Origin of the sequence: Desulfobacter postgatei 2ac9, from assembly GCF_000233695.2 — a bacterium.
Taxonomy (GTDB): Bacteria; Desulfobacterota; Desulfobacteria; order Desulfobacterales; family Desulfobacteraceae; genus Desulfobacter; species Desulfobacter postgatei.
Genome location: NZ_CM001488.1, coordinates 2,946,092 through 2,967,095, shown reverse-complemented (window position 1 = coordinate 2,967,095; position 21,004 = coordinate 2,946,092). Strand labels below are relative to the sequence as shown.

Below are 21,004 nucleotides of genomic sequence, written 5' to 3'. Positions count from 1 at the left end.
TTGCTATTGATGGAAGAGTTAAGACACCAGGCAAAAGTGGCGGTTCATGAAATCATTTACTTTAGTGAAAGCTGACCCTAAACCCTTTCATGAGTATGATTTCAAATATCTAAATTGAGTAGTTTGTTTGCAAAGAGTGCAGTATATTCACCTGTTGACTTTGTCTATAAATGATCACTTTTCAAGAAGTTGTGCCTGGCACAACATATTGTGGTACGCTCCGTCTTCTGTTGAGGGAAAATTATACTTTATACTCTGTATGAACCATTTGAAATATGACATCAAGAAGGTTCCCGGGCCAGAACAAAGCTCAATCCCGCCATGACCGGAATAGTCCAGACATAGCCTTCTGTAAAGGTAAGAATAGTAAGCGCCACTACCGGTACCACGGTGATGGCATAGGACACCTTGTCCCCCCCATGATTCCGATCAAGGTCAGATAGGTACCAAAGAGCCACGATTAGACAAACAGAGAACAAAAAACTAAAGATCCGATATATTACAGAGAAAAAGAAATTTCCAAATTTTTCCCCAGACAAAGGCTAACAAATACAAGCAACAACGTACCATATGCCATGCCAAAGGCATTGGCCTGGATCACGGGTATATGTTCCATGAACAAAAAAACAGGATAACAAGATGTTACATAAAATAATCAGCCATACCCTGCCCTATTTTCCACCCCAATTAATCTGGCGGTTCTCAAAAAGTTATATCGCAGGCGAAACCACCCGGGACGCCATTAACGCTTCAAAAGCCTTGAACCGGGAAAATATTATGGTGACCCTGGACATTCTTGGTAAATTTGTCAAGACCATGCCCCAGGCAGCAGAGAACCGGGATGCCTACCTTGCCCTTATCCGCACTATTGAAGCCGCAGGAATTGACGGCAACTGTTCCCTGAAACCCACCATGTTCGGTCTTATGATCGATAAGAAAACATGCTTTGAATACATGCGGGAACTTACAGCCGAAGCAGCATCCCATGGCAATTTTGTCCGTATTGACATGGAAGATTCCCCCTGTGTAGATGGTGCCATTGATATCTTCCGCCGGCTTAAACAGGAATTTCCCCGAAACATAGGTCTGGTGCTCCAGGCCTACCTGAAACGCACCTTAAGCGACCTTGAATCCATGCTGGATTTACGTCGCGACGATGCAGCGTTGAACTTCAGACTGGTCAAGGGAATCTATGTGGAACCGGCAGCCATCGCATATAAGGATTACCACGAGATTAATGCCCACTTTCTTGAAGACCTTGAATTCATGTTTAAAAACAATGTCTATGCGGCCATTGCGACCCATGACACCCCCCTGATCCAGGGAGCCCTTGCCCTGATCGACAAATACCAGGTCCCAAAGGACAAATATGAATTTCAAATGCTTTACGGCGTCACACCCAAAAAGCGCCGGGAGCTTGTTCAAAACGGTCACAGGATGCGGGTTTACGTGCCTTTTGGTGAAGAATGGTTTGGCTATTCCACCCGCAGACTTAAAGAAAATCCGGCCATGGTCAAGCATATTATTAAGGCGCTGTTCAGTAAGGGATGACAATTGCCCTGCCGCGGCTCGTCCCAGGTCAAGGCTTTTTTTGACGTCATCCATCAGATTATGTTTTTATTCTTTCTTAGGCGATTTTGCCGGTTTCACCCCGATTTGGGGACAGTGTTTTTCAAGCACACAGCGGTAACAATGGGGGCCAACCGGGCGGCATGTTCCCTGGCCAAAGGTAACCAAAATTCGATTCACCTCTTTCCAGAATTTCTTCGGCAGCTTTTTTCTTAATGCTTTTTCCGTATCCAGGGGGGTTTTTGTTTTTACATACCCCCAGATATTCATGATCCGGTGTACATGGGTGTCCACACAGATGGCATCCTTATCAAAGGCCACGGCCCTGACCAGATTGGCGGTTTTACGCCCTACACCCGGAAGTGTCACTAAGGCGTCAATCTCATCGGGTACTTGTCCCTGGAAGGCGTCCAGGGCTTCGGGCAGTTTTGATAAATATTGCGCTTTGGACTTGTAGAACCCCACGGGAAAAATCAGTTCCTGAATCTGAGAAATCGAAAGCGCCTTTAACGCTTCAGGGTCCGGGGCCTTTTCCAGCAGTCGCCGTGCGGCAACCGCCGTAACTTCATCTTTGGTTCTTGCAGACAGGATGGTGGCCACAAGTACTTTAAAGGCAGAGCGGCTCTGGACCGCAATCAGTTCCACCACCGGCACCTGGTAGGTCTCAACCTCCTGCTTCAGGGTTCCAAGAAAAAAAGCAATATCAACGGCCATGGTCATGCCATATAGTTCACACCGTTTTCAAACAGCCGGATCCCGGTGGTGATGGTCTCTTCAAGGGATTTTCCCTGGCGCGTTGCCGCAGCTTTCTGCCTGGGCCAGTCCGGATGGTTGCCAAAATGATTGTATCCTTCGGGATGGGGCATCAGACCGAATATTCGCCCTGTCGGATCACAGATCCCCGCGATATCATCCAGGGACCCATTGGGATTGGCCGGAAAGGCGCCGTTTGCCGGTGTACCATTGGCATCTGCATACCGGAACACCACCTGGCGGTTGGCCACAAGGCGTTCAATAACTTCGGTTTCGGCAACAACCTTTCCTTCACCATGGCGTACCGGATAGTCAGATACACCCAGTCCTTTTGTAAACACACAGGGGCTGTCTGCATCAGGCACAAGCCGGACCCACTGGTCCCTGAAATTACCACAGTCATTATAGGTAAGGGCAACGGATCTGCGGGTATAATCCTGGTCCAGTCCGGGTAAAAGACCTAAATTCACAAGAGCCTGGAACCCGTTGCAGATACCGATAACCAACTTGCCGGCATCTACAAAGTCCAATAAGTCTTTACCGATATTGTTCTTCAGTTTCAGGGCCTGAATCACCCCTGCCCCATGGTCGTCCCCCCAGGAAAAGCCTCCGCCGAATGCAAGAATCTGAAAATCCGCCAACCGGACATCGCCTCTGATCAAGGCGTTAATATGCACCCGGTGGGCACAGGCACCGGCCTTTTCAAAGGCAAAGGCGGTTTCATAATCACAGTTCAGGCCAAATCCCGTAAGTATAAGGGCTTTTACAGCGCTTGTGCCGCTCATATCTTATCTCCAAAGGTCTTGTTAAATGCCGAATCAAGGCTTGCAACCGGCAAATCTGCCACAGAGTGAGCGTTGGCTGCAATTTTGAGCCGGTCATGGCTGTCAGTTACCATGCCGATGCATGCGCAGGGCAGTCCCTTGCACAATTTTTCAAAGGTTTGTTTTTTATCCGGCGCCACAGTAACAATGAACCGTCCCGCAGACTCCGAAAATAAGGCTTTTTCACTGGAAAGTGGCAGATTGTCCGTCAGGGGCAGTCGGGCCAGATCAATGTCAAGGCCAAGCCCCCCGCCCATTGCCACAAGACTGAAGTGAATGCCTAAACCGCCGCGTCCCACAGCATGGCAGGAGGCAACCAGTTCGGTTTCAATGGCTTTTTCCAGGGCCTTATACAAAGTTTTAAACTTTGAAAAGTCAACCAAGGGCACATTAAGACCGGTTTTGTCGAACATTTCGTAATATTCCGATGCTCCCAGTTCATCCCCGGTGCTGCCCAGCACATAAACAAAATCGCCCGCTGTTTTGGGTTCCAGGGTCACACAACGGCTGACATCGGAAACCAGGGATACGGCGGAGAACTGAACCGTCTCAAGGGCTGACACTTTGATGCGCTCACCAAACGCCCCTTCCAGATGGCCGTCCACATACATGGAGTCCTTCCCAGAAAGCAGTGGAATCCCATAGGCCATGCAGGCATCTTTCAGGGCCCGGCAGGCCCGGACAAGCTGGGCAGCCTTGAATTTCCCGTCCGGATTGGAGAATGCGTCATATCCGATATCCGGCCAGCAGAAATTATCCACGCCGCCGATATGGTCCAGCGACCCACCCACGGCAATGAGTCGACGAACCGCCTCATCAATGGTACAGGCCATCATATGATAGGCATCAATTTTTGAGTACCAGGGCAGAATACTTTGGGAAAAGGCAAGTCCGCGCTCGCTGGTCAGCACAGGCCGGGTCACCGACGCATCCGTGGGGATGTTGCGTTTGATGCCAACCAGGGGCTTGATCACGGAGCCGCCCTGAACCTCGTGGTCGTACTGGCGGATGATCCACTCCTTGGCGCAGATATTTGGCCTGGCCAGCATCTGTTCAAGCAGGGCGTTAAAATTTGTTGGTGTCGAAATAACGGGTTCTGTCAGCCCCCGGGCCCCGGGCGGCGTCCAGACCGCATCAAATTCCCAGGCCGGAAATCCTTTGTCCAGAAGATCCATATCCACGTAAGCACAGGTCTGGTCTTTGTACTTGATATGCAGCTTGCCGGAATCCGTATATTTACCAATGACTGTGGATTCAACCTCATGGAGATCAGACAATTCCATGAACCGGTCCAGATTTTCGGGCTTAATGGCAATGGTCATGCGCTCCTGGGATTCGGAAATCCAGATTTCCCACATGTCAAGGCCCTCATATTTCAAGGGCACTTTATCCAGCCAGACCTCACACCCGTTGGAGAGCATGGCCGATTCGCCCACGGAAGAGGACAACCCACCGCCCCCATTGTCCGTAATAAAGGTGATCAACCCTTCATCCCGGCATATCAGCAGAAAATCATGCATCTTTTTCTGGGTATAGGGATCGCCGATCTGGACATGCCCGGCAGGGGTGTTCTCGGAAAAACTCCTGGAGGAGGCCGTGACCCCGTGGATGCCGTCTTTGCCCACACGACCGCCGCTCATGATGATCAGCTCGCCCGGGGAAGTGGTTTTTTCATGGCTTGGCTTACCATTCACGGTTTTAGGCATAATCCCCAAAGCGGTGACAAAAACCAGGGATTTGCCCATGTAGCCGGGATTGAACAGGGTCTGACCAAAAGTCGTGGGCACCCCGCTTTTATTTCCGCCGTCCTTGACACCTTCAATAATGCCGTCAAGCAGACGCCGGGGGTGAAGAGGAGGCTTTAGCGGGCCATTATAATTGATATCTCCCACGCAGAATCCGAAACTGCCCATGAACAGCTTGGAACCAAGGCCTGTGCCCATGGGATCACGGTAAACCCCCACAATTCCTGTGATGGCACCGCCGTAGGCTTCCATATTGGAAGGAGAGTTATGTGTTTCTCCTGTGATGACATAGTTGTTCTCATCATCAAAAGATCCCACACCGGCATTGTCCCACAACACGGAAACCACCCAGTCTTTGGTATCTTTCAAGGCCAGGGTGGGGGTTTTGATATAGGTTTTAAACAACGAATTTTCAACCGTGATTTCACCGGTTTCCGTGTCCGTATACTTGAAAATGCCATTAAACGTGTTGTGACAGCAATGGTCTGACCTGGACTGGGAAATATATTCAAGCTCCACATCCGTGGGCTTTGACAACCCCATCTGCGCGCGCTCTTCAAGAACCTTTGCATCCAGAAAATATCCCCGGATCACAGGAATATCCCTGGGATTGAGCGACAGACTGCGCTCATGAGAAATTTGGGCAAGGATCTCATCAGTATCAATATCCATGGTATCAAAGCCGGGCGTATGATTTAAAACAACCTTGGCAGGTTTTACATTCGCCCCGATCTTTTTGTCCCATTCGTCTTTACCAAACACTTTGTACTGCTGGATGATACTGTTGGACAGAATCTGACCGGCGATCTTTTCAGCATCTTCCCGGGTCAGATCATTGCCGGTCAGGCAGTACCGTTTAGATGTATAAATATTCTCATGGGGCAAAAAATCTTTTTTAAGAAGATCCCTGACCGCTTCCACAGCCGTGGCCCCTGCATTGTCCCGAACCCCTGGACGAAACCCCACCCAGATGCAAAAATGAAAATCAATATCCAGCGGCGCAAGGCTGGATTCCTGAATCACAGGATTGGTAAACACCTCCCGGCGTATGGTTTCCAGTTCCTGCTCATCCAAATCAGACTCCACGGTCACGATATTGATGCAGCGGGCATCATCCATTTTAATACCGAAATAGGCATTGGCCTTTTTCACCAGGGACTGGCCTTCGGCATCCCTCAAATCCTGCTTTAACGTGATTTCGATGTTGGAAATCATTGTAATCCACCGTTGAATAATTTGACTATGTCGTTATAAAAGACAAAAATCATTAAAGTCATCAGCACAGCTGCCCCGAACTGAACCATTTTCTCCCGCACCCGGGTGCTGACAGGACTGCCTTTAACCGCCTCAATACTTAAAAATAAAAGATGTCCCCCATCCAAAACCGGGATGGGTAACAGATTGATGATCCCAAGGTTTACAGAGATGAGTGCAATAAACCACACAAAATTTTCAAACCCGGCCCGGGCCTGGTCCCCGGCCATCTTGGCAATCATGATGGGACCGCCCAGATTGTCGGCAGACACTGCCCCCGTGAACATTTTCACCACGGACAAAAGTGTCAGCTTCACCATCCCGTAGGTATCGGATACGGCGCGGACAGCCGCGTCAAGAGGGTTTAAGGGATGGTGAAAGGTTTCTCCGGTGCCGATAATACCAATCACAAACCGGTTGACGGTTTCACCAAACAGGTTCTTTTCTTCCCGGGTCCGGGGTGTAATCATAACGGAGCGGACTTCTCCTTCCCGTTCAAGAAGAATAGCCAGGGGCTTGCCTTCACTTTTTGAGACAATCTGGGAAATTTGTTCAAAAGACTGAACCGGTAAGCTGTCAATTTCCTTGATGACATCCCCTTTCTTAATACCTGCAGCCATGGCCGCAGAATTCTCCACCACCTGGCCCACCTGGGGCAGTCCCATGTACATGCCGCAGGTTTGATATAAAAGGTAAAAAATCACGATGGCCAGAAAAAAATTAAATGCCGGACCGGCAGCAGCGATCAGCGCCCTTTTCCCCACGCTTTTATGGGTAAAGGAGAGATGACGGTTTTTTTCATCCAGGACCTGGGCAGCACCGGGCTCCTCTCCGGTCATTTTAACGTATCCGCCCAATGGAATGGCTGAGATACAATAATCGGTCATTCCCCGTTTAATTTTCAAAATTTTTGGTCCAAAACCCAGGGAAAAAACCTCAACCCCCACACCGCAGGCCCGGGCAACAAGGAAATGACCCAGTTCATGGACAAAAACCAATACGCCAATAACAATGATAAAAGCAAAAAGGGAATACCCCATATCGATTTTCCTAAAATTTATTACGCAAGACTTTGGATCAGGGATTGTGCTTTCTCTCTGGCCCAACGATCAGCCTCAATAATACCTGAAAGCTCAGGATTGTCAATGCAGGTATGGGTTCCCATAACCCTGCTCACCAGGGTAAAAATATCGGCAAAGCTGATACATTCTTTAAGAAAAGCTTCCACGGCAATTTCGTTGGCCGCATTCATAACAGCAGGCAGGGTACCACCTCTGCGGCAGGCTTCATAGGCAAATTCAAGGGATGGGAAGCGTTTTGTGTCAGGGACGTCAAAGGTTAATCCATCCATGGCAGCAAAATCAGGAAAATTCAGGCTAAGATCGATACGCTCCGGATAGGAAAAAGCATAGGCAATGGCGTGCATCATATCCGGTTCGCCTAATTGAGCCATAACGCCACCGTCTTTGAAGCCCACCATGGAATGGACAATGCTCTGGGGATGAATTAACACCTGGATCTGATCAACACTGATATCAAAAAGCCGGACCGCTTCAATGACCTCTAACGCCTTGTTCATCAGGGTGGCGGAGTCAATGGAAATTTTGGCCCCCATATTCCATGTGGGATGGTTAAGGGCCTGGGTCGGTGTGATGGTCTTAAACCGGTCATGGGGCAGATGCCTGAAAGGGCCGCCTGAAGCCGTAAGAAAAATTTTTTTAAGATCGCGTTTCCGGTTGCCCTGAAGGCATTGAAAAATGGCGCAGTGCTCGGAATCCACGGGCAGAATATCCACCCCGTTTTCACGCGCCCGTGCCATAACAATGTCACCGGCCATGACAAGGGTTTCCTTATTGGCAAGGGCGATCTGCTTGCCGGCGTCAATGGCGGCCAGGGCCGGGGCAAGTCCTGCAGCACCCACCATGGCGGCAAGCACCATGTCCGCATCTGCCCATTGGGCTGCAGAAATAAAACCGGATTCCCCCCACTGTATTTCAGGACAAAAGTGGCCTGAAAGCCTTTTTGCCAGACGATCAGCATGCTGTTCGTCCAGTACGGCCACCATGGCCGGCTGAAACTGTTTTATCTGCGTTGCCAGAAGATCAATATTTGCGGCACAGGTCAAACATTTGACACTGAACTTGTCCGGGTGCATGCCCACCACTTTAAGGGCAGAGGTGCCGATGGAACCTGTAGATCCAAGTATAGTGAGCGATTTCACAGAACAAACACCGAAAAAAAATAGAATACAGGGATGGCCAGAAGTAACCCGTCAATGCGGTCCAGCATGCCGCCGTGACCCGGCAGAATCTTTCCCGAATCCTTGATATGGCCAACCCGCTTCATGGCAGATTCAAAAAGGTCACCAACCTGACCGGCAACCGCAACGCATAACGCACAGGGTATACAGATCAAGGCGAGGAGTATATCGTGAAAAAAAATCAAATTAAATACAAATCCGGCAGTTACTGATATCACCAATCCACCCACAGCCCCTTCAATGGTTTTATTGGGACTGATTTTAGGCGCAAGTTTATGTTTGCCCTTAAAGGTTCCCACATATAGCGCACCAGTATCATTGGCAAAACAAACGATAAGCAACCAGATCACCCACAAAGCCCCGCCCGCCATATTCCGGATCAATACCAGAGTAGCCAGAGACAGGGGGATGTATACAACACCAAGCACCTGCCGCGCCACCAGGTCAAAAATATGGGGTACCGTGGAAAAACGGGCCAAAACAAATACGCAAAGGGCTATCATATCCAGTGCAAGAATAAAAAAAAGGATCTGCCAGGACCCTATGCACGCGCCCATGACCAACACGATACAGGCAACATAGGAGACAATCCGGGTAGTCTGGGAGACAGGATCGGTGTCATTGGCACAAATGATATCAAGATATTCAAATATCGCAAAGATTGAAACCCCGGATACCAGGGCGGCAAACAACAGTATAGACCCTTTGATAATAACCCAGAGCAGAAATGGAACAAGAATCAGCGCAGTGAGCCATCGTTTGAAGTGCTGCATCATACCTTTCCGAAACGCCGGTCCCGTTGCTGGTAATCAATCAAAATCTGATAAAACTCCTGTCTGGTAAAATCAGGCCAGAGCGTCGGTGTAAAAACCAGTTCAGAATATGCGGCCTGCCACATCAGAAAATTGGAAAGCCTGAACTCTGCAGACGTACGGATAATAAGATCCGGATCAGGCATGCCGGCAGTATAGAGGTGATCAGAAACGGTTTTATCCGTAATGTCTTTGGGATCAAGACTTCCGGATTTGACATTTGCGGCAATCTGCTGAACCGCCATGGTAATTTCTTCCCGTGCCCCGTAACTGATGGCCAGGTTTAGAATCATGGCTGAATTATTTTCCGTGACCGCCATGGCCTGTTCCGCTTCCTTTCGCACATCGTCGGGAAGCCGTTGAATCTGGCCGATGATATTAAGCCGGATATCCTTTTTTCCAATTTCTTCGATTTTGGTCCTGAGAAAATATTTAAGCAGATGCATCAGTGCCTTGACCTCTTCCTTCGGCCTGGCCCAGTTTTCCGTGGAAAAGGCATACAACGTAATCACGTCAATGCCCAGTTCCCTGCAGGCCATGACGACATCTTCAACAGTCTGTGCCCCCCGTTCATGACCTTTAACCCGGTTCATCAGTCGCTTTTTTGCCCAGCGGCCATTGCCGTCCATGATAAATGCCACATGGGCGGGAAGCAGGTTGAAATCCAGTCCGTCAGGCACCTGGATCATGGCATCAGACTTCAAGAATCTCTTTTTCCTTGGCGGCAAAAATGTCGTCCAGTTTCTTAATGGAAGCATCGGTGAAGTCCTGGACCTGTTTCTGGGCTTTGAAACTTTCGTCTTCGGAGATATCACCCTCTTTTTGTAAGTCCTTGAGCATCTCGTTGGAATCCCGGCGGATGTTTCTGACCGCCACCTTGAAGTCCTCACAGGTTTTGGCTACGCTTTTTACGATTTCCTTCCTGCGCTCTTCAGTCAACGGCGGAATGGAAATACGAATCAGCTTACCATCATTGGAAGGTGTAAGCCCAAGATTAGCCTTTAATATTGCTTTTTCCACCTCATTGATCACTGAAGCATCCCAGGGCTTTACGGTGAGCAACCGGCTTTCAGGGACGGATACGGTGGCCATCTGGGGAAGGGGGGTCTGTGTACCGTAATAATCTACCCTGACGTTGTCAAGCATGGACTGGGATGCCCTTCCGGTACGCACTTTACCAAGTTCGGTTTCAAAGGCTTTCTCTGATTTGCCCATGCGGTCTCTGGTTTCTTCAAGCACCTCATTAATCATATTCTCACATCCTTTTATGTATTATAAATCCGTGTACCGATTTCTCCGCCGGTGACGGCTTTATAAATATTGCCGGCCGTGTGCAGGTTGAGTACCTGTAAAGGAAGGTCATGTTCCATCGCAAGGGATATGGCTGTCATATCCATGACATGAAGCTGTTTTTCAATTACCTGCATATACGACAGCGTATCAAACATCACAGCATCATCATGGATTTGGGGATCTTTGTCATACACCCCCTCCACCTGGGTGGCCTTGAAAAGAATCTGGGCACGGATCTCGTTGGCACGAAGGACCGCCGCCGTGTCCGTTGTAAAGTAAGGGTTTCCGGTACCGGCTGCAAAAATTACCACCCTGCCCTTTTCAAGGTGACGGATGGCTTTTCTGCGGATAAAAGGCTCGGCCACCCTGTCCATACGGATAGCAGACTGAACCCTTGTGGGAATATCAAGCTTTTCCAGGGCATCGCATAGCGCCAGGCTGTTAATAACAGTGGCCAGCATACCCATATTGTCGGCAGACGTCCGGTCCATACCGGCAGAAGATCCTGCCACCCCGCGAAAAATATTTCCGCCACCCACAACAATTGAAACTTCAACGCCCAGATGAAACACCTTGGCCACTTCAGCAGCCACATAGGCTATCATCTCGGGCATAATACCGAAGCCCTGATTACCCATCAGGGCTTCGCCACTCAACTTGATCAGAACCCGTTGAAACTCAGGTTTCGTATCCAAGCGATTATTCTCCTATCTGGAAGCGTGCAAATCTTTTAATTTGAATATTTTCGCCGATCTTTCCGATGGTTTCTTTAAGAACATCTTCAACGGTTTTCTGGGGATCTTTAATGTACTGCTGGCTTAACAGGCAGACTTCTTTATAAAATTTTTCCACCTTGCCCTCCACGATTTTGTCAATAATATTTTCGGGCTTTCCTTCTTCCAGCATCTGGGCACGATAGATTTCACGCTCTTTTTCAATAACGGATTGATCCACATCTTCGGGAACAAGACCGGCCGGGTTGGCCGCAGCAATGTGCATGGCAATATCTTTGGCAAACCTTTCAAAATCTTCAGTTTTTGCCACGAAATCAGATTCGCAGTTCACTTCAAGCAGCACACCCAGTTTTGCACCGGTATGAATGTAGGAGTAGATAATGCCTTCGCTGGTGGAGCGTCCTGCGCGCTTCGCTGCTTTAGCCAGGCCTTTTTTACGCAGAAGATCGATTGCGTTGTCCATATCCCCGTCAGCCTCGGCCAGGACTCTTTTGCAGTCCATAATTCCCGAGCCGGTAGCAGCACGAAGGTCCTTTACCATTTGTGCAGTAATCTCTGCCATTTTATATGCTCCTTTGTTTCGAATATTTAAAATTTTAAATTTTTTTTAGACGAGATGAGCCCGTGGGTGTTATTCAGCAGCTACAGGTTCCTGAATTTCTGCACTTTCCCCAGCAGTTGTCTTTCTTTTGATTTTCTCAATCACAGGTCCGTCCGTACCGTCAGAAACAAGCTCAATACCGATTTGTTCTCCTGAAATGCCAGATGTCTTACCGGTACCTTCCTCCTTGTCTGAATCCGCACGCTGCCGCTCTTCCCAGATCTGATGACCTTCAATTACGGCATCGGCAATCCGGGAGGCAAACAGACGGATGGAACGGATGGCGTCATCGTTGCCGGGAATGACATAATCAATATCATCAGGGTCACAATTGGTGTCAACCACAGCGACAATAGGGATACCCAGTCGTTTTGCTTCTTTTACGGCGATGGTCTCATTTTTGGAGTCAATAATGAACAGGGCTGCGGGCAGCTTTTTCATATTTGAAATACCGCCAATGGCAAACTCAAGTTTTGCCTTATCCTTTAGCATTTTTGCCTGTTCTTTTTTGGGATAATTTTCCAACGTACCGTCATTTTCAATGGAATTTAAAAAATGAAAGCGGGAAATATTATTTTTTATGGTCTGGAAGTTGGTCAGCATGCCGCCTAACCACCGATTTTCAACATAAAAACTTTCAGCTCTGTTGGCTTCTTCATAAATGGCTTCGGATGCCTGTTTTTTTGTAGCGACAAACAGCACATCACCACCGTTTGCAGCAATGTTTTTAATGAAATCGTGGGCCTGCCTGTACAACTTAACGGTCTGCTGAAGATCAATAATATAGATTCCGTTTCTGGCACCGAAAATGTAACGTTTCATTTTGGGGTTCCAGCGTTTGGTCTGATGTCCGAAATGTACCCCTGCTTCCAGTAATTCTTTAATTGTAATGTAAGCCATTTTTTCTCCAGTTTTTCAATGGTTTTTAATTTTCATCCACTTGCCTCATCCCCGAAATCGACTTCAAAAAAGCACCGGATCACAGGTCCGCAAGTGTGTGTTATATATTTGCAAAAGCAAAATCCCAATTTCTATATCAAAAAGAGAGGGAACAATCAATTTATTTTTTGAAAACAGCGAGCCGGTGATGTCCTGCAAGATCTTTGATAAAATCCAGCTCAGTCACCCAGGAAAACCCTTGGACAAGGCTTTTTATCAAAGGTTTCTGGTCAAAACCGATCTCAAGGATCAAACGGCCGGAAGATAAAAGCCGGTCTCCTGCCTGGGCAAGAATCACCCTGACGGCATCCAGGCCGTCAACTCCCCCATCCAACGCCTGGCGGGGCTCATGATCCCTGACTTCCGGTGCCAGGAATTCAATGTCAGCACTCGGGATATAAGGCGGGTTTGACACAATCAGGTCAAACAGAGGCTGCGGCGCGACAGCAGCAAGCCAGTCTCCCCTAAAAAGTGACACCGGGGTCCGGGCAAATGACTTGGCGTTGGCGCAGGCCACAGCAAGTGCAGCCGAGGAGAGTTCACTCCCAAAATAGAGATGACTTTTACAGGCATTGGCAATGGAAATAATCACTGCACCCGACCCAACCCCAAGCTCTATCACCCGGGCCTGCCTGCCGCAATCTTCCATTTCCGACAGTATTTCCACAGCCGTTTCCACCAAAGTCTCCGTATCAGGCCTGGGAATGAGCACGCCCGGTGCAACCCTAAACTGATCCTTAAAAAAGCCCTTGTGGCCTGTAATATAAGCCACAGGTTCCCTTGCAATCCTGCGCCGGATAAGAATTTTAAACGCGGCAAGTTCCTGTTTTTCCAAAGGTCGGTCATGCTGGAGGTAAAGATCAAGACGCCGCAGTCCCAGGGCCTGTGCCAAAAGGATTTCGGCTGTAAGCCTAGGGCTGTCAACACTACGCTGTGAAAAATAGGTGTCTGCCCAGGAAAGAATGGATTTTATGCTCCAGACATTCACAGATCAACCATTCCAGACTAATTATGTTTCAATGCCAGGGCCTGGTTGTGCGCTCTCAAGGCATCAATAATTTCCTGGATATCCCCTTCCATGATACTGTCCAGCCGGTACAGGGTCAGACCGATACGATGGTCCGTCATCCGCCCCTGGGGGAAATTATAGGTGCGAATACGACCGGACCGGTCACCTGTACCTACCTGCCCTTTACGGTCCGCAGCCCGTTTGGCCTCCTCTTCCTGAATCTTGGCATCCAAAAGACGGGACTTGAGAACATTTAATGCCTTGGCCTTGTTTTTATGCTGGGATTTTTCATCCTGGCAGGTGGCCACAACGCCTGTGGGGATATGGGTAATGCGGACAGCGGAATCCGTGGTATTTACTGACTGGCCGCCAGGTCCCGAAGAACGGAACACATCCACCTTCAGGTCAGCAGGATTGATATCAATATCGACATCTTCGGCTTCAGGCAGCACAGCCACGGTCACCGCAGAGGTGTGAACACGGCCCTGGGTTTCAGTTTCAGGGACCCGCTGAACCCTGTGGATACCACTTTCATATTTGAACTGGGAATAAGCGCCTTTGCCCTGCACCATGGAAACCACTTCCTTGAACCCCCCTGCAGCCGAATCGTTCTTCTCAATGATTTCGATTTTCCAGTGCTTGGACTCGACATACCTTGAATACATACGGAAAAGGTCACCAGTAAAAATGCCGGCTTCTTCACCGCCAGTGCCGGCCCGGATTTCCAAAATAACGTTTTTCTCATCCCGGGGATCTTTGGGCATCAAAAGAATGTTAAGTTGTTCATGCAACTGCGAAATTCTGGATTCAAGTACAGGTATCTCTTCCTTGGCCATGGCCCGGATGTCGGGATCACTGTCCTTGAGAAGTTCTTTGGCCTCCTTAAGCTCTCCCTCTGCCCCCTCATATTCGCGAAACACCGGCACAATTTTATTCAATTCACCATGTTCCTTGAGATATCCCTGGTACTTTTTCTGATCCGCCATGACCGCCGGATCACTGAGCAGATGCTCAATTTTTATAAATCGTTCTTCAATGCCTTTTAATTTTTGAATCATGCTCAAATTGTCCCGGATGAAAATTCAAAAAGGGGTCTTTATTCAAGACCCCTTTTGCATACCTGTCGATAAAACAGCTAAACCAGCTTGGTTGCGTCAAATCCTGCGTATTTTTTCTTGAAACGGTCAATACGGCCTGCAGAATCGACCAGTTTCTGTTTCCCTGTAAAGAAAGGATGGCACTGGGAACAAATTTCCACTTTGATATTCTCTCTTGTGGAACTGATGTCAAATGTTGCGCCGCAGGCGCAGGTTGCTGTTGTTTTTGTGTAGTTCGGATGGATGTCTTTTTTCATCTTACACGTCGCTCCTTGTAGTCTTCGTTATAAAAGACCGTAATAGTTAAAAAAAGTTTCCTGTTATGAATTCATCATATCAAGAAACTCTTTATTATCCTTTGTTCCGTTCATTTTTTCAAGTAGAAACTGCATTGCATCCACAGAATTTAAACTTGAAAGCAATTTTCTCAAAATCCAGACCCGATTCAACACTTCAGGGTCAAGGAGAAGTTCCTCTTTCCGGGTACCGGAACGGTTCATATCAATGGCAGGAAACACACGCTTGTCCGCCAGTTTTCGATCAAGCACAAGCTCCATATTACCCGTTCCTTTGAATTCTTCAAAAATAACCTCATCCATTCTAGACCCGGTGTCAACAAGCGCAGTGGCAATAATTGTCAGACTGCCGCCTTCCTCTATATTTCGGGCGGCACCGAAAAAACGTTTGGGACGGTCCAGGGCGTTGGAATCCACACCACCGGACAGAATTTTTCCGGAAGGCGGCATCACCGCATTGTAGGCTCTTGCAAGGCGTGTGATACTGTCTAAGAGAATCACAACATCGTGGCCCTGTTCCACAATTCTCTTGGCTTTTTCAATTACCATTTCAGCCACCTGCACATGGCGCTCGGAAGGCTCGTCAAAGGTGGAGGAGATCACTTCGGCATCTACAGAACGTGCCATATCCGTCACCTCTTCCGGACGTTCATCAATGAGCAGGATCATGGGAACAATATTTTTGTGAGCCTTGATCATTGAATTGGCAATGTTCTGGAGCAGCATGGTTTTGCCGGCCTTAGGCGGGGAGACGATAAGACCGCGCTGGCCGAATCCGATGGGGGACATCAGATCAATGACCCGCATGGAATAGTTATCAGATTCTGCCTCAAGGTTCATTTTACGATCCGGATACAGAGGCATAAGATTATCAAATAAAATGGTTTCAGCTGCCATTTCAGGATTCATGAAATTAACGGCTTCCACTTTCAGCAAGGCAAAATACCGTTCGGAATCCTTTGGCTGGCGGACCTGGCCGGAAATGGTATCTCCGGTGCGCAGGTTAAAACGCCTGATCTGGGATGGAGAAACATAAATATCGTCGGGACCGGGCAGATAATTGTACCCCGGCGCCCTCAAAAAACCAAACCCATCCGGAAGGATTTCAAGGGTGCCTTCACCGTAAATCTGTCCGCTTTCTTCAATATTGGCCTGGAGCAGCGCAAAAATCAGTTCCTGCTTCTTAAGGCCGCCAATACCCTGGATATTGTATTTTTTGGCAAGCTTGGTGAGCTCACTGATTTTCATCTTATTGAGTTCTACAAGATTCATTCAATCTCCTGATCTGATCCATCCGTTTGGTTAAAGGTGTTATGAATTCATAATGCATTTTTTTTTGGGGATGCCTTTTTGACAAATTGGAGGCCAACCGAGCCCTGGGGGAAAAAAAGACAGATAATGTGAAACGTCAGTAGTTTAAAACCCTATTAAAATATTATTATTTTTTTGTCAAGCGCTGATTGAGAAGTTTTTGATACAAAACGTCCACTGATTTAAACACAGCTTCCGGCTCGCCTCTATTTTCAATGACATAATCCGCCTTTTGAATCTTTTCAGCCTGGGGCATCTGAATGTCCAAAAGCTTTTGGGCACTTTCCCGATTCACGCCGTCCCGACCGGCAATCCGATCAACAAGAGTGCTATCCTCAGCTGTCACCACCACAACCACATCAAAAAGATTTTCCATGCCAAGTTCAAACAAAAGAGGCACCTCAACAGCACATGACTTTTGCTTTGAAAGGACGGCTTCATCCATCAACCTGACCGTTTCACTGATAATAATAGGATGCAGGATGGATTCAAGTTTTTCCCGACTGCCTTTTGTGTTTACAATCATACGTCGCAGAGCCGGGCGATCCAACGTGCGGTCCGGGGCCACAATCTTGGTCCCAAACGCCTTTACCACCTGATTATAGGCAGCCTGCCCCGGCTCCACCACCTGCCTTGCAATTTCATCACAATCCAGGGTTATCAGACCGATACGCCGAAATCCATCACACACAAGACTTTTTCCCGAGCCAGCCGATCCTGTCACGCCTATTTTAAGCATTTTGGTCCATCGTTATATTAGTTTATTTTTCCCCTTCAATTCCCAACGTTTATCGGGTTTGACTTATAATATATTCCTGTGATATTTATCAAGCCCGTTCAATCACCCATTAACTTTAAATTATTATTAATTATTACAAGGGGAACATACGTGGAAAGGACCTTATCCATTATCAAGCCTGACGGAGTAGAAAAAAACGTCATCGGCGAAGTCATCAAACGCTTTGAAACCAACGGCATTAAAATCGCAGCCATGAAAATGATCCATCTGAGTAAATCCCAGGCCCAGGGGTTTTATGCGGTCCATAAGGAACGTCCTTTTTTCGACAGTCTGACTGATTTCATGACATCGGGACCCATCGTTGTAATGGTACTAGAGGGCAAAGATGTTATCGCAAAAAACAGAAAACTGATGGGCGCCACAAATTTTAAAGAAGCAGAAGAAGGAACCATCCGAAAGGACTATGCCACGGATATTGAAAAGAACGTTGTCCACGGCTCTGATGCCCCAGAAACTGCTGCATTTGAAATTGGTTATTTCTTCAATGATTTAGAGCTGCATTCCCGTTAGTACCGTCCGAAAAATTCCATCCCCGGCACTCTTATGACGCCGGGGAGGATTCGATCTATCTTTAACTTTATACGCTGGCCGCCGGGGTATAACCCTCCAAATCAAGGCATACAGAATAAAAGCCCGCACGTTTAAACGCCTCGACTATTTCCTGTCTCACATCTGGTTCCCAAAAGCGGCGTAATTCATCAGGCCCAACTTCAATTCTAGCCAAATCCCCATGACATCGAACCCGGACTTGGACGAAATCCAACTCATGAAGGCAATTTTCCGCCTGTTCAACCTTTAAAAGCTTTTCTTTGGTAATGATATCTCCTTGGGGAATGCGGGTAGCCAGGCAGGACTGGGCAGGCAAATCCCAAGTCTCAAGCCCCAATATTTTTGAACACGCACGAATTTTCTCTTTTGAGAAACCAGCCTCCACCAAAGGCATCTTAAAACCCAATTCCCGGGCTGCATCGATGCCGGGCCGAAATTCCTGCAAATCGTCGAGGTTTATCCCGTGCAACAAGGTACGAATCCCACGTTTCTTTGCCTCCTCCATGACCCTGGAAAATAAAAACAATTTACAATAATAACAGCGCCTGTCCGTATTCCGGGTCACCCTGGCATCATCCAGAATATTTACAGGAACAAGAATGGGGGCTATACCCAAGTATTGGCCCAAACGGATCACCCGTTCTTTTTCTCCAGCCGTAAAAAAATCAGAGACAATGGTAACAGGTAATATCGATTTCACTCCGGCAATAAGCGCGGCCGCAAGCAGAAATGCCGAATCTGCACCACCTGAAAATGCAATAGCCAGACCCGAATCATGTTTTAATACATCAAGAAGATGAGAAAATTTTTTATCTTTAGCCGGCAGCCTTTTGCCTAAGTCTCTCCAATTAACCATGCTGTTGTTCATATGTTTTAATTAATTATAAGATCTGCTTTAAGTCGGTGCGCTATATCTAAACGATCTACCATTGTTGACCCAATGATATTGATTAAATCAGGAAATAATAGCCTAATTCAATCTCAACTTTCAACGAATATTTTCTTGACTTCAATCATCTCTTTATTGTATATACCCTGACGTTGTTCCTCTGCTGGCTGATCGTCCAATGGCAGGACTACGGACTCTGACTCCGTCAATCTAGGTTCGAATCCTAGTCAGCCAGCCACCGATGATAAAGGCTTTCAAGGTTTTTCCCTGAAAGCTTTTTTGTGTTCAAAAAGGTTTCTCCCCACATTCCCCCCACTGTTCAAGTGAAGAATCCCCGATTTAAAATTCATTTGAAGTCAGAAGTTTAAAGTTTTTTTATGTCCATTTTTAAAGTCGCCAAAACCCCGAGTTTAGGTCGATCCAAATATGAGCGGGCTGTAAATTCTCCTAAGCGCTCAAGGGTTTTATATATTATAGGTAGCTGCAACAGTAATCGGTTACAGTGTGAATCTTCAGCTTGAAATTGGAATTTGGCGGCACTTCAAAAGATTCCCCACCTGATATCTTTTTCCAACTTTCCCCAGGCAATTGTATTTCTAAGTCGCCCGAAAGGATTTCCATCAACTCTTTCGAATCGGTATTAAAGTCGTAGGCGCCAGGGAGCATGATGCCAAGGGTTTTTTTAGAACCATCAACGAAAAATACTGTTCTACTCGTAACTTTGCCATCAAAATAAATGTTTGCCTCTTTGGTGATTGTGACATTGTTGAATTGTGACATATCCAAATACCTCCTTTTTGTTAAAAAAACCATCACAGCAAATTGCGACCTTAGATTTGAGAATCAATCATATTTGGAGATAATCATTCATTGCCCAGAAAAGCAAGATCAACCTTTTTTTCATTTGGTTGCTAATCTTCAAATGCTCAAATCGACAACTGAACCGCCGTTCTCTCGGATTTTTTCATCAATGGATTCTAAACTTTTTGCCAATGTTTCATATGATATTTCCGGCAGTTTACCTCCCCAGGCTTTTTCCGCTTCCTTAAACCCTTCAAGAATGCCTTCTCGTCCCGATTTCAAACGCTCTATATCACCGCCAGCACCCTTTATGACAAAATCAATGATGCGTTGGGATGTTTGATCCACTCCAAAATATCCATTTTCACCGACAAGCTCGGTAGCCTGCTCGGAGGAAAGTTCAGAAATAGGATGATTGTTATAGATCAAAGAAGATTTAAGATCCTGATCCAGTTGACTAAAATAAGTAAGAGCATTCTGAATCTCAATGTTGTGTTGGCTATCTGTTCTGACTTGCAGGCTGAATTGTATGATCTCACTCTGCACTGAATATTTTGAAATCGATTTATTTCTCCCGATTCTATTGTTTGGTTGAAATAATGTGGAATCAATCCCGGTGAGGTTATTTGCACTGCCAGACACATTTTTCATCGTCCATTCTCCCTGTTTGGTGTTTCTATCTATTATCGGTATTTAAAAGAAACTTCTAAATTTTTAAGTGAAGGGATTCCATCATGAAAAGGGAAGTAAGGTGATCAACGATAATATCCAGGATTATGCCAGGGATATCTCCCCATTTTTGGAGTGGGTTATATCGTTCAGGCATTAAAAAAAGACGTTTTTAAGACTCTCTGAATCGTGACTCAGTAGTGTTTTTCCATAAAAAAAGGCTCTCAGCAAAACCGCTGAAAACCCTTCTTTTTTATTATGGTCGGGACGACTGGATTTGAACCATCGACCACTTGCCCCCCAGATAGAAAATGATGATTTTCAAGGCATTTCACACTGTTTTTTATCGTCCTGAAATAAACCGAAAGACGTTGACTTTATAGGGAATATTTTCTATTTTGCGTTCCATAGTGTTTCACGACATTTCATCCCCAGTGACACACAAACTTGTAGCCCGGTTTGTAGCCCAGGCGTGGGCATGGCTAACATTATCCACAGGAGCAAAATGGCAAAAAATAAAACCAAAAGGTTTACGGATATCGAAATCAAAAACTTAAAACTGAGCCCGGAAAAAAGATACCTTGTTATGGAATCAGGTGGCCTTGGTATCCGTGTTAAAAATGAAAAAACTTTTGTTTGGAGATATTTCTTCGACGGCCGAGATCGTTGGTTCACCATCGGAAACTATCTCCGGGTAGAAGCATCGGTTACCCGATGCCTCCCCCACAGATCCGTACGTGCGGAACTCCCGCATACGGTTCCTCAGCTTCAGCTCTTTTTACCAAGCTGAAGATCAAACG

23 protein-coding genes and 1 tRNA gene are annotated in these 21,004 nt (G+C 47.1%); 4 read left to right on the top strand and 20 right to left on the bottom strand.

Features of this window, described 5'->3' with window-relative positions:
• Positions 1 to 281: 281 nt before the first annotated feature.
• Entirely contained in the window at positions 282 to 407 is a 126-nt protein-coding gene (locus DESPODRAFT_RS21510; RefSeq protein ID WP_280985094.1) for a hypothetical protein, read from the bottom strand.
• A 232-nt stretch (positions 408 to 639) separates the two neighbouring features.
• Between DESPODRAFT_RS21510 and DESPODRAFT_RS13650 the strand changes: the two genes are divergently transcribed.
• On the top strand, positions 640 to 1,551 hold the full coding sequence (locus DESPODRAFT_RS13650; RefSeq protein WP_004074205.1) for a proline dehydrogenase family protein: 912 nt from the start codon (positions 640 to 642) through the stop codon (positions 1,549 to 1,551).
• 66 nt (positions 1,552 to 1,617) lie between these two features.
• Here DESPODRAFT_RS13650 and DESPODRAFT_RS13645 read toward each other — a convergent pair whose 3' ends face one another.
• From DESPODRAFT_RS13645 to coaE, 16 genes are all read right to left on the bottom strand, one after another.
• The gene (locus tag DESPODRAFT_RS13645; protein WP_157488490.1) at positions 1,618 to 2,283 is read right to left on the bottom strand and encodes an endonuclease III domain-containing protein; all 666 of its coding nucleotides are present in this window, start codon (positions 2,281 to 2,283) and stop codon (positions 1,618 to 1,620) included.
• A gap of 2 nt (positions 2,284 to 2,285) precedes the next feature.
• Positions 2,286 to 3,107, bottom strand: coding sequence for a phosphoribosylformylglycinamidine synthase subunit PurQ (locus DESPODRAFT_RS13640; protein WP_004074203.1), 822 nt, complete (start codon positions 3,105 to 3,107; stop codon positions 2,286 to 2,288).
• Entirely contained in the window at positions 3,104 to 6,106 is a 3,003-nt protein-coding gene (locus tag DESPODRAFT_RS13635; RefSeq protein WP_004074202.1) for an AIR synthase-related protein, read from the bottom strand. The genes DESPODRAFT_RS13640 and DESPODRAFT_RS13635 overlap by 4 nt, the downstream gene beginning before the upstream one ends.
• A complete protein-coding gene (gene rseP, locus DESPODRAFT_RS13630; protein WP_004074201.1) occupies positions 6,103 to 7,185 on the bottom strand; it encodes an RIP metalloprotease RseP in 1,083 nt (360 codons plus the stop codon). The genes DESPODRAFT_RS13635 and rseP overlap by 4 nt, the downstream gene beginning before the upstream one ends.
• Before the next feature lie 20 nt (positions 7,186 to 7,205).
• On the bottom strand, positions 7,206 to 8,366 hold the full coding sequence (locus tag DESPODRAFT_RS13625; protein WP_004074200.1) for a 1-deoxy-D-xylulose-5-phosphate reductoisomerase: 1,161 nt from the start codon (positions 8,364 to 8,366) through the stop codon (positions 7,206 to 7,208).
• Positions 8,363 to 9,181: a phosphatidate cytidylyltransferase gene (locus DESPODRAFT_RS13620; RefSeq protein WP_004074199.1), complete on the bottom strand. Its 819-nt coding sequence runs from the start codon at positions 9,179 to 9,181 to the stop codon at positions 8,363 to 8,365. The genes DESPODRAFT_RS13625 and DESPODRAFT_RS13620 overlap by 4 nt, the downstream gene beginning before the upstream one ends.
• Positions 9,178 to 9,921, bottom strand: coding sequence for an undecaprenyl pyrophosphate synthase (gene uppS / locus DESPODRAFT_RS13615; protein ID WP_216594008.1), 744 nt, complete (start codon positions 9,919 to 9,921; stop codon positions 9,178 to 9,180). Before uppS ends, DESPODRAFT_RS13620 begins: the two co-directional genes overlap by 4 nt.
• Positions 9,911 to 10,468 (bottom strand): ribosome recycling factor, encoded by a 558-nt coding sequence (gene frr, locus DESPODRAFT_RS13610; RefSeq protein ID WP_004074197.1) that lies wholly within the window; start codon positions 10,466 to 10,468, stop codon positions 9,911 to 9,913. The genes uppS and frr overlap by 11 nt, the downstream gene beginning before the upstream one ends.
• A gap of 14 nt (positions 10,469 to 10,482) precedes the next feature.
• Positions 10,483 to 11,205, bottom strand: coding sequence for a UMP kinase (gene pyrH, locus DESPODRAFT_RS13605; RefSeq protein WP_004074196.1), 723 nt, complete (start codon positions 11,203 to 11,205; stop codon positions 10,483 to 10,485).
• Positions 11,206 to 11,209: 4 nt separating this feature from the next.
• Positions 11,210 to 11,806: a translation elongation factor Ts gene (gene tsf, locus DESPODRAFT_RS13600; RefSeq protein WP_004074194.1), complete on the bottom strand. Its 597-nt coding sequence runs from the start codon at positions 11,804 to 11,806 to the stop codon at positions 11,210 to 11,212.
• Between the two features lie 69 nt (positions 11,807 to 11,875).
• Positions 11,876 to 12,745: a 30S ribosomal protein S2 gene (rpsB, locus tag DESPODRAFT_RS13595; protein ID WP_004074192.1), complete on the bottom strand. Its 870-nt coding sequence runs from the start codon at positions 12,743 to 12,745 to the stop codon at positions 11,876 to 11,878.
• A 160-nt stretch (positions 12,746 to 12,905) separates the two neighbouring features.
• The gene (prmC, locus tag DESPODRAFT_RS13590) at positions 12,906 to 13,772 is read right to left on the bottom strand and encodes a peptide chain release factor N(5)-glutamine methyltransferase (RefSeq protein WP_004074190.1); all 867 of its coding nucleotides are present in this window, start codon (positions 13,770 to 13,772) and stop codon (positions 12,906 to 12,908) included.
• A 17-nt stretch (positions 13,773 to 13,789) separates the two neighbouring features.
• Positions 13,790 to 14,851, bottom strand: a complete 1,062-nt coding sequence (gene prfA / locus DESPODRAFT_RS13585; protein WP_004074188.1) for a peptide chain release factor 1 — start codon at positions 14,849 to 14,851, stop codon at positions 13,790 to 13,792.
• A 77-nt stretch (positions 14,852 to 14,928) separates the two neighbouring features.
• Positions 14,929 to 15,147, bottom strand: coding sequence for a 50S ribosomal protein L31 (rpmE, locus tag DESPODRAFT_RS13580; protein ID WP_004074185.1), 219 nt, complete (start codon positions 15,145 to 15,147; stop codon positions 14,929 to 14,931).
• 63 nt (positions 15,148 to 15,210) lie between these two features.
• The gene (gene rho, locus DESPODRAFT_RS13575; protein WP_004074183.1) at positions 15,211 to 16,458 is read right to left on the bottom strand and encodes a transcription termination factor Rho; all 1,248 of its coding nucleotides are present in this window, start codon (positions 16,456 to 16,458) and stop codon (positions 15,211 to 15,213) included.
• A gap of 166 nt (positions 16,459 to 16,624) precedes the next feature.
• A complete protein-coding gene (gene coaE / locus DESPODRAFT_RS13570) occupies positions 16,625 to 17,236 on the bottom strand; it encodes a dephospho-CoA kinase (RefSeq protein WP_004074181.1) in 612 nt (203 codons plus the stop codon).
• A gap of 150 nt (positions 17,237 to 17,386) precedes the next feature.
• Here coaE and ndk point away from each other — a divergent pair, with 150 nt between their 5' ends.
• Entirely contained in the window at positions 17,387 to 17,806 is a 420-nt protein-coding gene (gene ndk / locus DESPODRAFT_RS13565) for a nucleoside-diphosphate kinase (protein WP_004074178.1), read from the top strand.
• Positions 17,807 to 17,873: 67 nt separating this feature from the next.
• Here the strand turns inward: ndk and larE are convergent, their stop codons facing one another.
• Entirely contained in the window at positions 17,874 to 18,701 is an 828-nt protein-coding gene (gene larE, locus DESPODRAFT_RS13560; RefSeq protein WP_004074176.1) for an ATP-dependent sacrificial sulfur transferase LarE, read from the bottom strand.
• A 197-nt stretch (positions 18,702 to 18,898) separates the two neighbouring features.
• On the opposite strand from larE, the gene DESPODRAFT_RS13555 reads away from it, so the two are divergent.
• Positions 18,899 to 18,972 (top strand) — tRNA-Gln (locus tag DESPODRAFT_RS13555).
• Positions 18,973 to 19,205: 233 nt separating this feature from the next.
• On the opposite strand, the gene ppnP is transcribed toward DESPODRAFT_RS13555, so the two are convergent.
• On the bottom strand, positions 19,206 to 19,514 hold the full coding sequence (ppnP, locus tag DESPODRAFT_RS13550) for a pyrimidine/purine nucleoside phosphorylase (RefSeq protein ID WP_004074174.1): 309 nt from the start codon (positions 19,512 to 19,514) through the stop codon (positions 19,206 to 19,208).
• A gap of 138 nt (positions 19,515 to 19,652) precedes the next feature.
• Entirely contained in the window at positions 19,653 to 20,186 is a 534-nt protein-coding gene (locus tag DESPODRAFT_RS13545; RefSeq protein ID WP_004074172.1) for a hypothetical protein, read from the bottom strand.
• Positions 20,187 to 20,709: 523 nt separating this feature from the next.
• Here DESPODRAFT_RS13545 and DESPODRAFT_RS13540 point away from each other — a divergent pair.
• Positions 20,710 to 20,994: an Arm DNA-binding domain-containing protein gene (locus DESPODRAFT_RS13540; RefSeq protein WP_040015986.1), complete on the top strand. Its 285-nt coding sequence runs from the start codon at positions 20,710 to 20,712 to the stop codon at positions 20,992 to 20,994.
• The last annotated feature ends 10 nt before the right edge of the window (positions 20,995 to 21,004 follow it).

Coding starts and splice junctions, on each gene's coding strand:
- rseP (WP_004074201.1), bottom strand. CDS start 7,185: ATGGGGTATTCCCTTTTTGCTTTTATCATTGTTATTGGCGTATTGGTT.
- rpmE (WP_004074185.1), bottom strand. CDS start 15,147: ATGAAAAAAGACATCCATCCGAACTACACAAAAACAACAGCAACCTGC.
- DESPODRAFT_RS13650 (WP_004074205.1), top strand. CDS start 640: ATGTTACATAAAATAATCAGCCATACCCTGCCCTATTTTCCACCCCAA.
- rpsB (WP_004074192.1), bottom strand. CDS start 12,745: ATGGCTTACATTACAATTAAAGAATTACTGGAAGCAGGGGTACATTTC.
- ppnP (WP_004074174.1), bottom strand. CDS start 19,514: ATGTCACAATTCAACAATGTCACAATCACCAAAGAGGCAAACATTTAT.
- DESPODRAFT_RS13645 (WP_157488490.1), bottom strand. CDS start 2,283: ATGGCCGTTGATATTGCTTTTTTTCTTGGAACCCTGAAGCAGGAGGTT.
- prfA (WP_004074188.1), bottom strand. CDS start 14,851: ATGATTCAAAAATTAAAAGGCATTGAAGAACGATTTATAAAAATTGAG.
- DESPODRAFT_RS13540 (WP_040015986.1), top strand. CDS start 20,710: ATGGCAAAAAATAAAACCAAAAGGTTTACGGATATCGAAATCAAAAAC.
- DESPODRAFT_RS13545 (WP_004074172.1), bottom strand. CDS start 20,186: ATGAAAAATGTGTCTGGCAGTGCAAATAACCTCACCGGGATTGATTCC.
- DESPODRAFT_RS13620 (WP_004074199.1), bottom strand. CDS start 9,181: ATGATGCAGCACTTCAAACGATGGCTCACTGCGCTGATTCTTGTTCCA.
- DESPODRAFT_RS13635 (WP_004074202.1), bottom strand. CDS start 6,106: ATGATTTCCAACATCGAAATCACGTTAAAGCAGGATTTGAGGGATGCC.
- larE (WP_004074176.1), bottom strand. CDS start 18,701: ATGGTTAATTGGAGAGACTTAGGCAAAAGGCTGCCGGCTAAAGATAAA.
- frr (WP_004074197.1), bottom strand. CDS start 10,468: ATGATTAATGAGGTGCTTGAAGAAACCAGAGACCGCATGGGCAAATCA.
- tsf (WP_004074194.1), bottom strand. CDS start 11,806: ATGGCAGAGATTACTGCACAAATGGTAAAGGACCTTCGTGCTGCTACC.
- rho (WP_004074183.1), bottom strand. CDS start 16,458: ATGAATCTTGTAGAACTCAATAAGATGAAAATCAGTGAGCTCACCAAG.
- DESPODRAFT_RS13640 (WP_004074203.1), bottom strand. CDS start 3,107: ATGAGCGGCACAAGCGCTGTAAAAGCCCTTATACTTACGGGATTTGGC.
- coaE (WP_004074181.1), bottom strand. CDS start 17,236: ATGCTTAAAATAGGCGTGACAGGATCGGCTGGCTCGGGAAAAAGTCTT.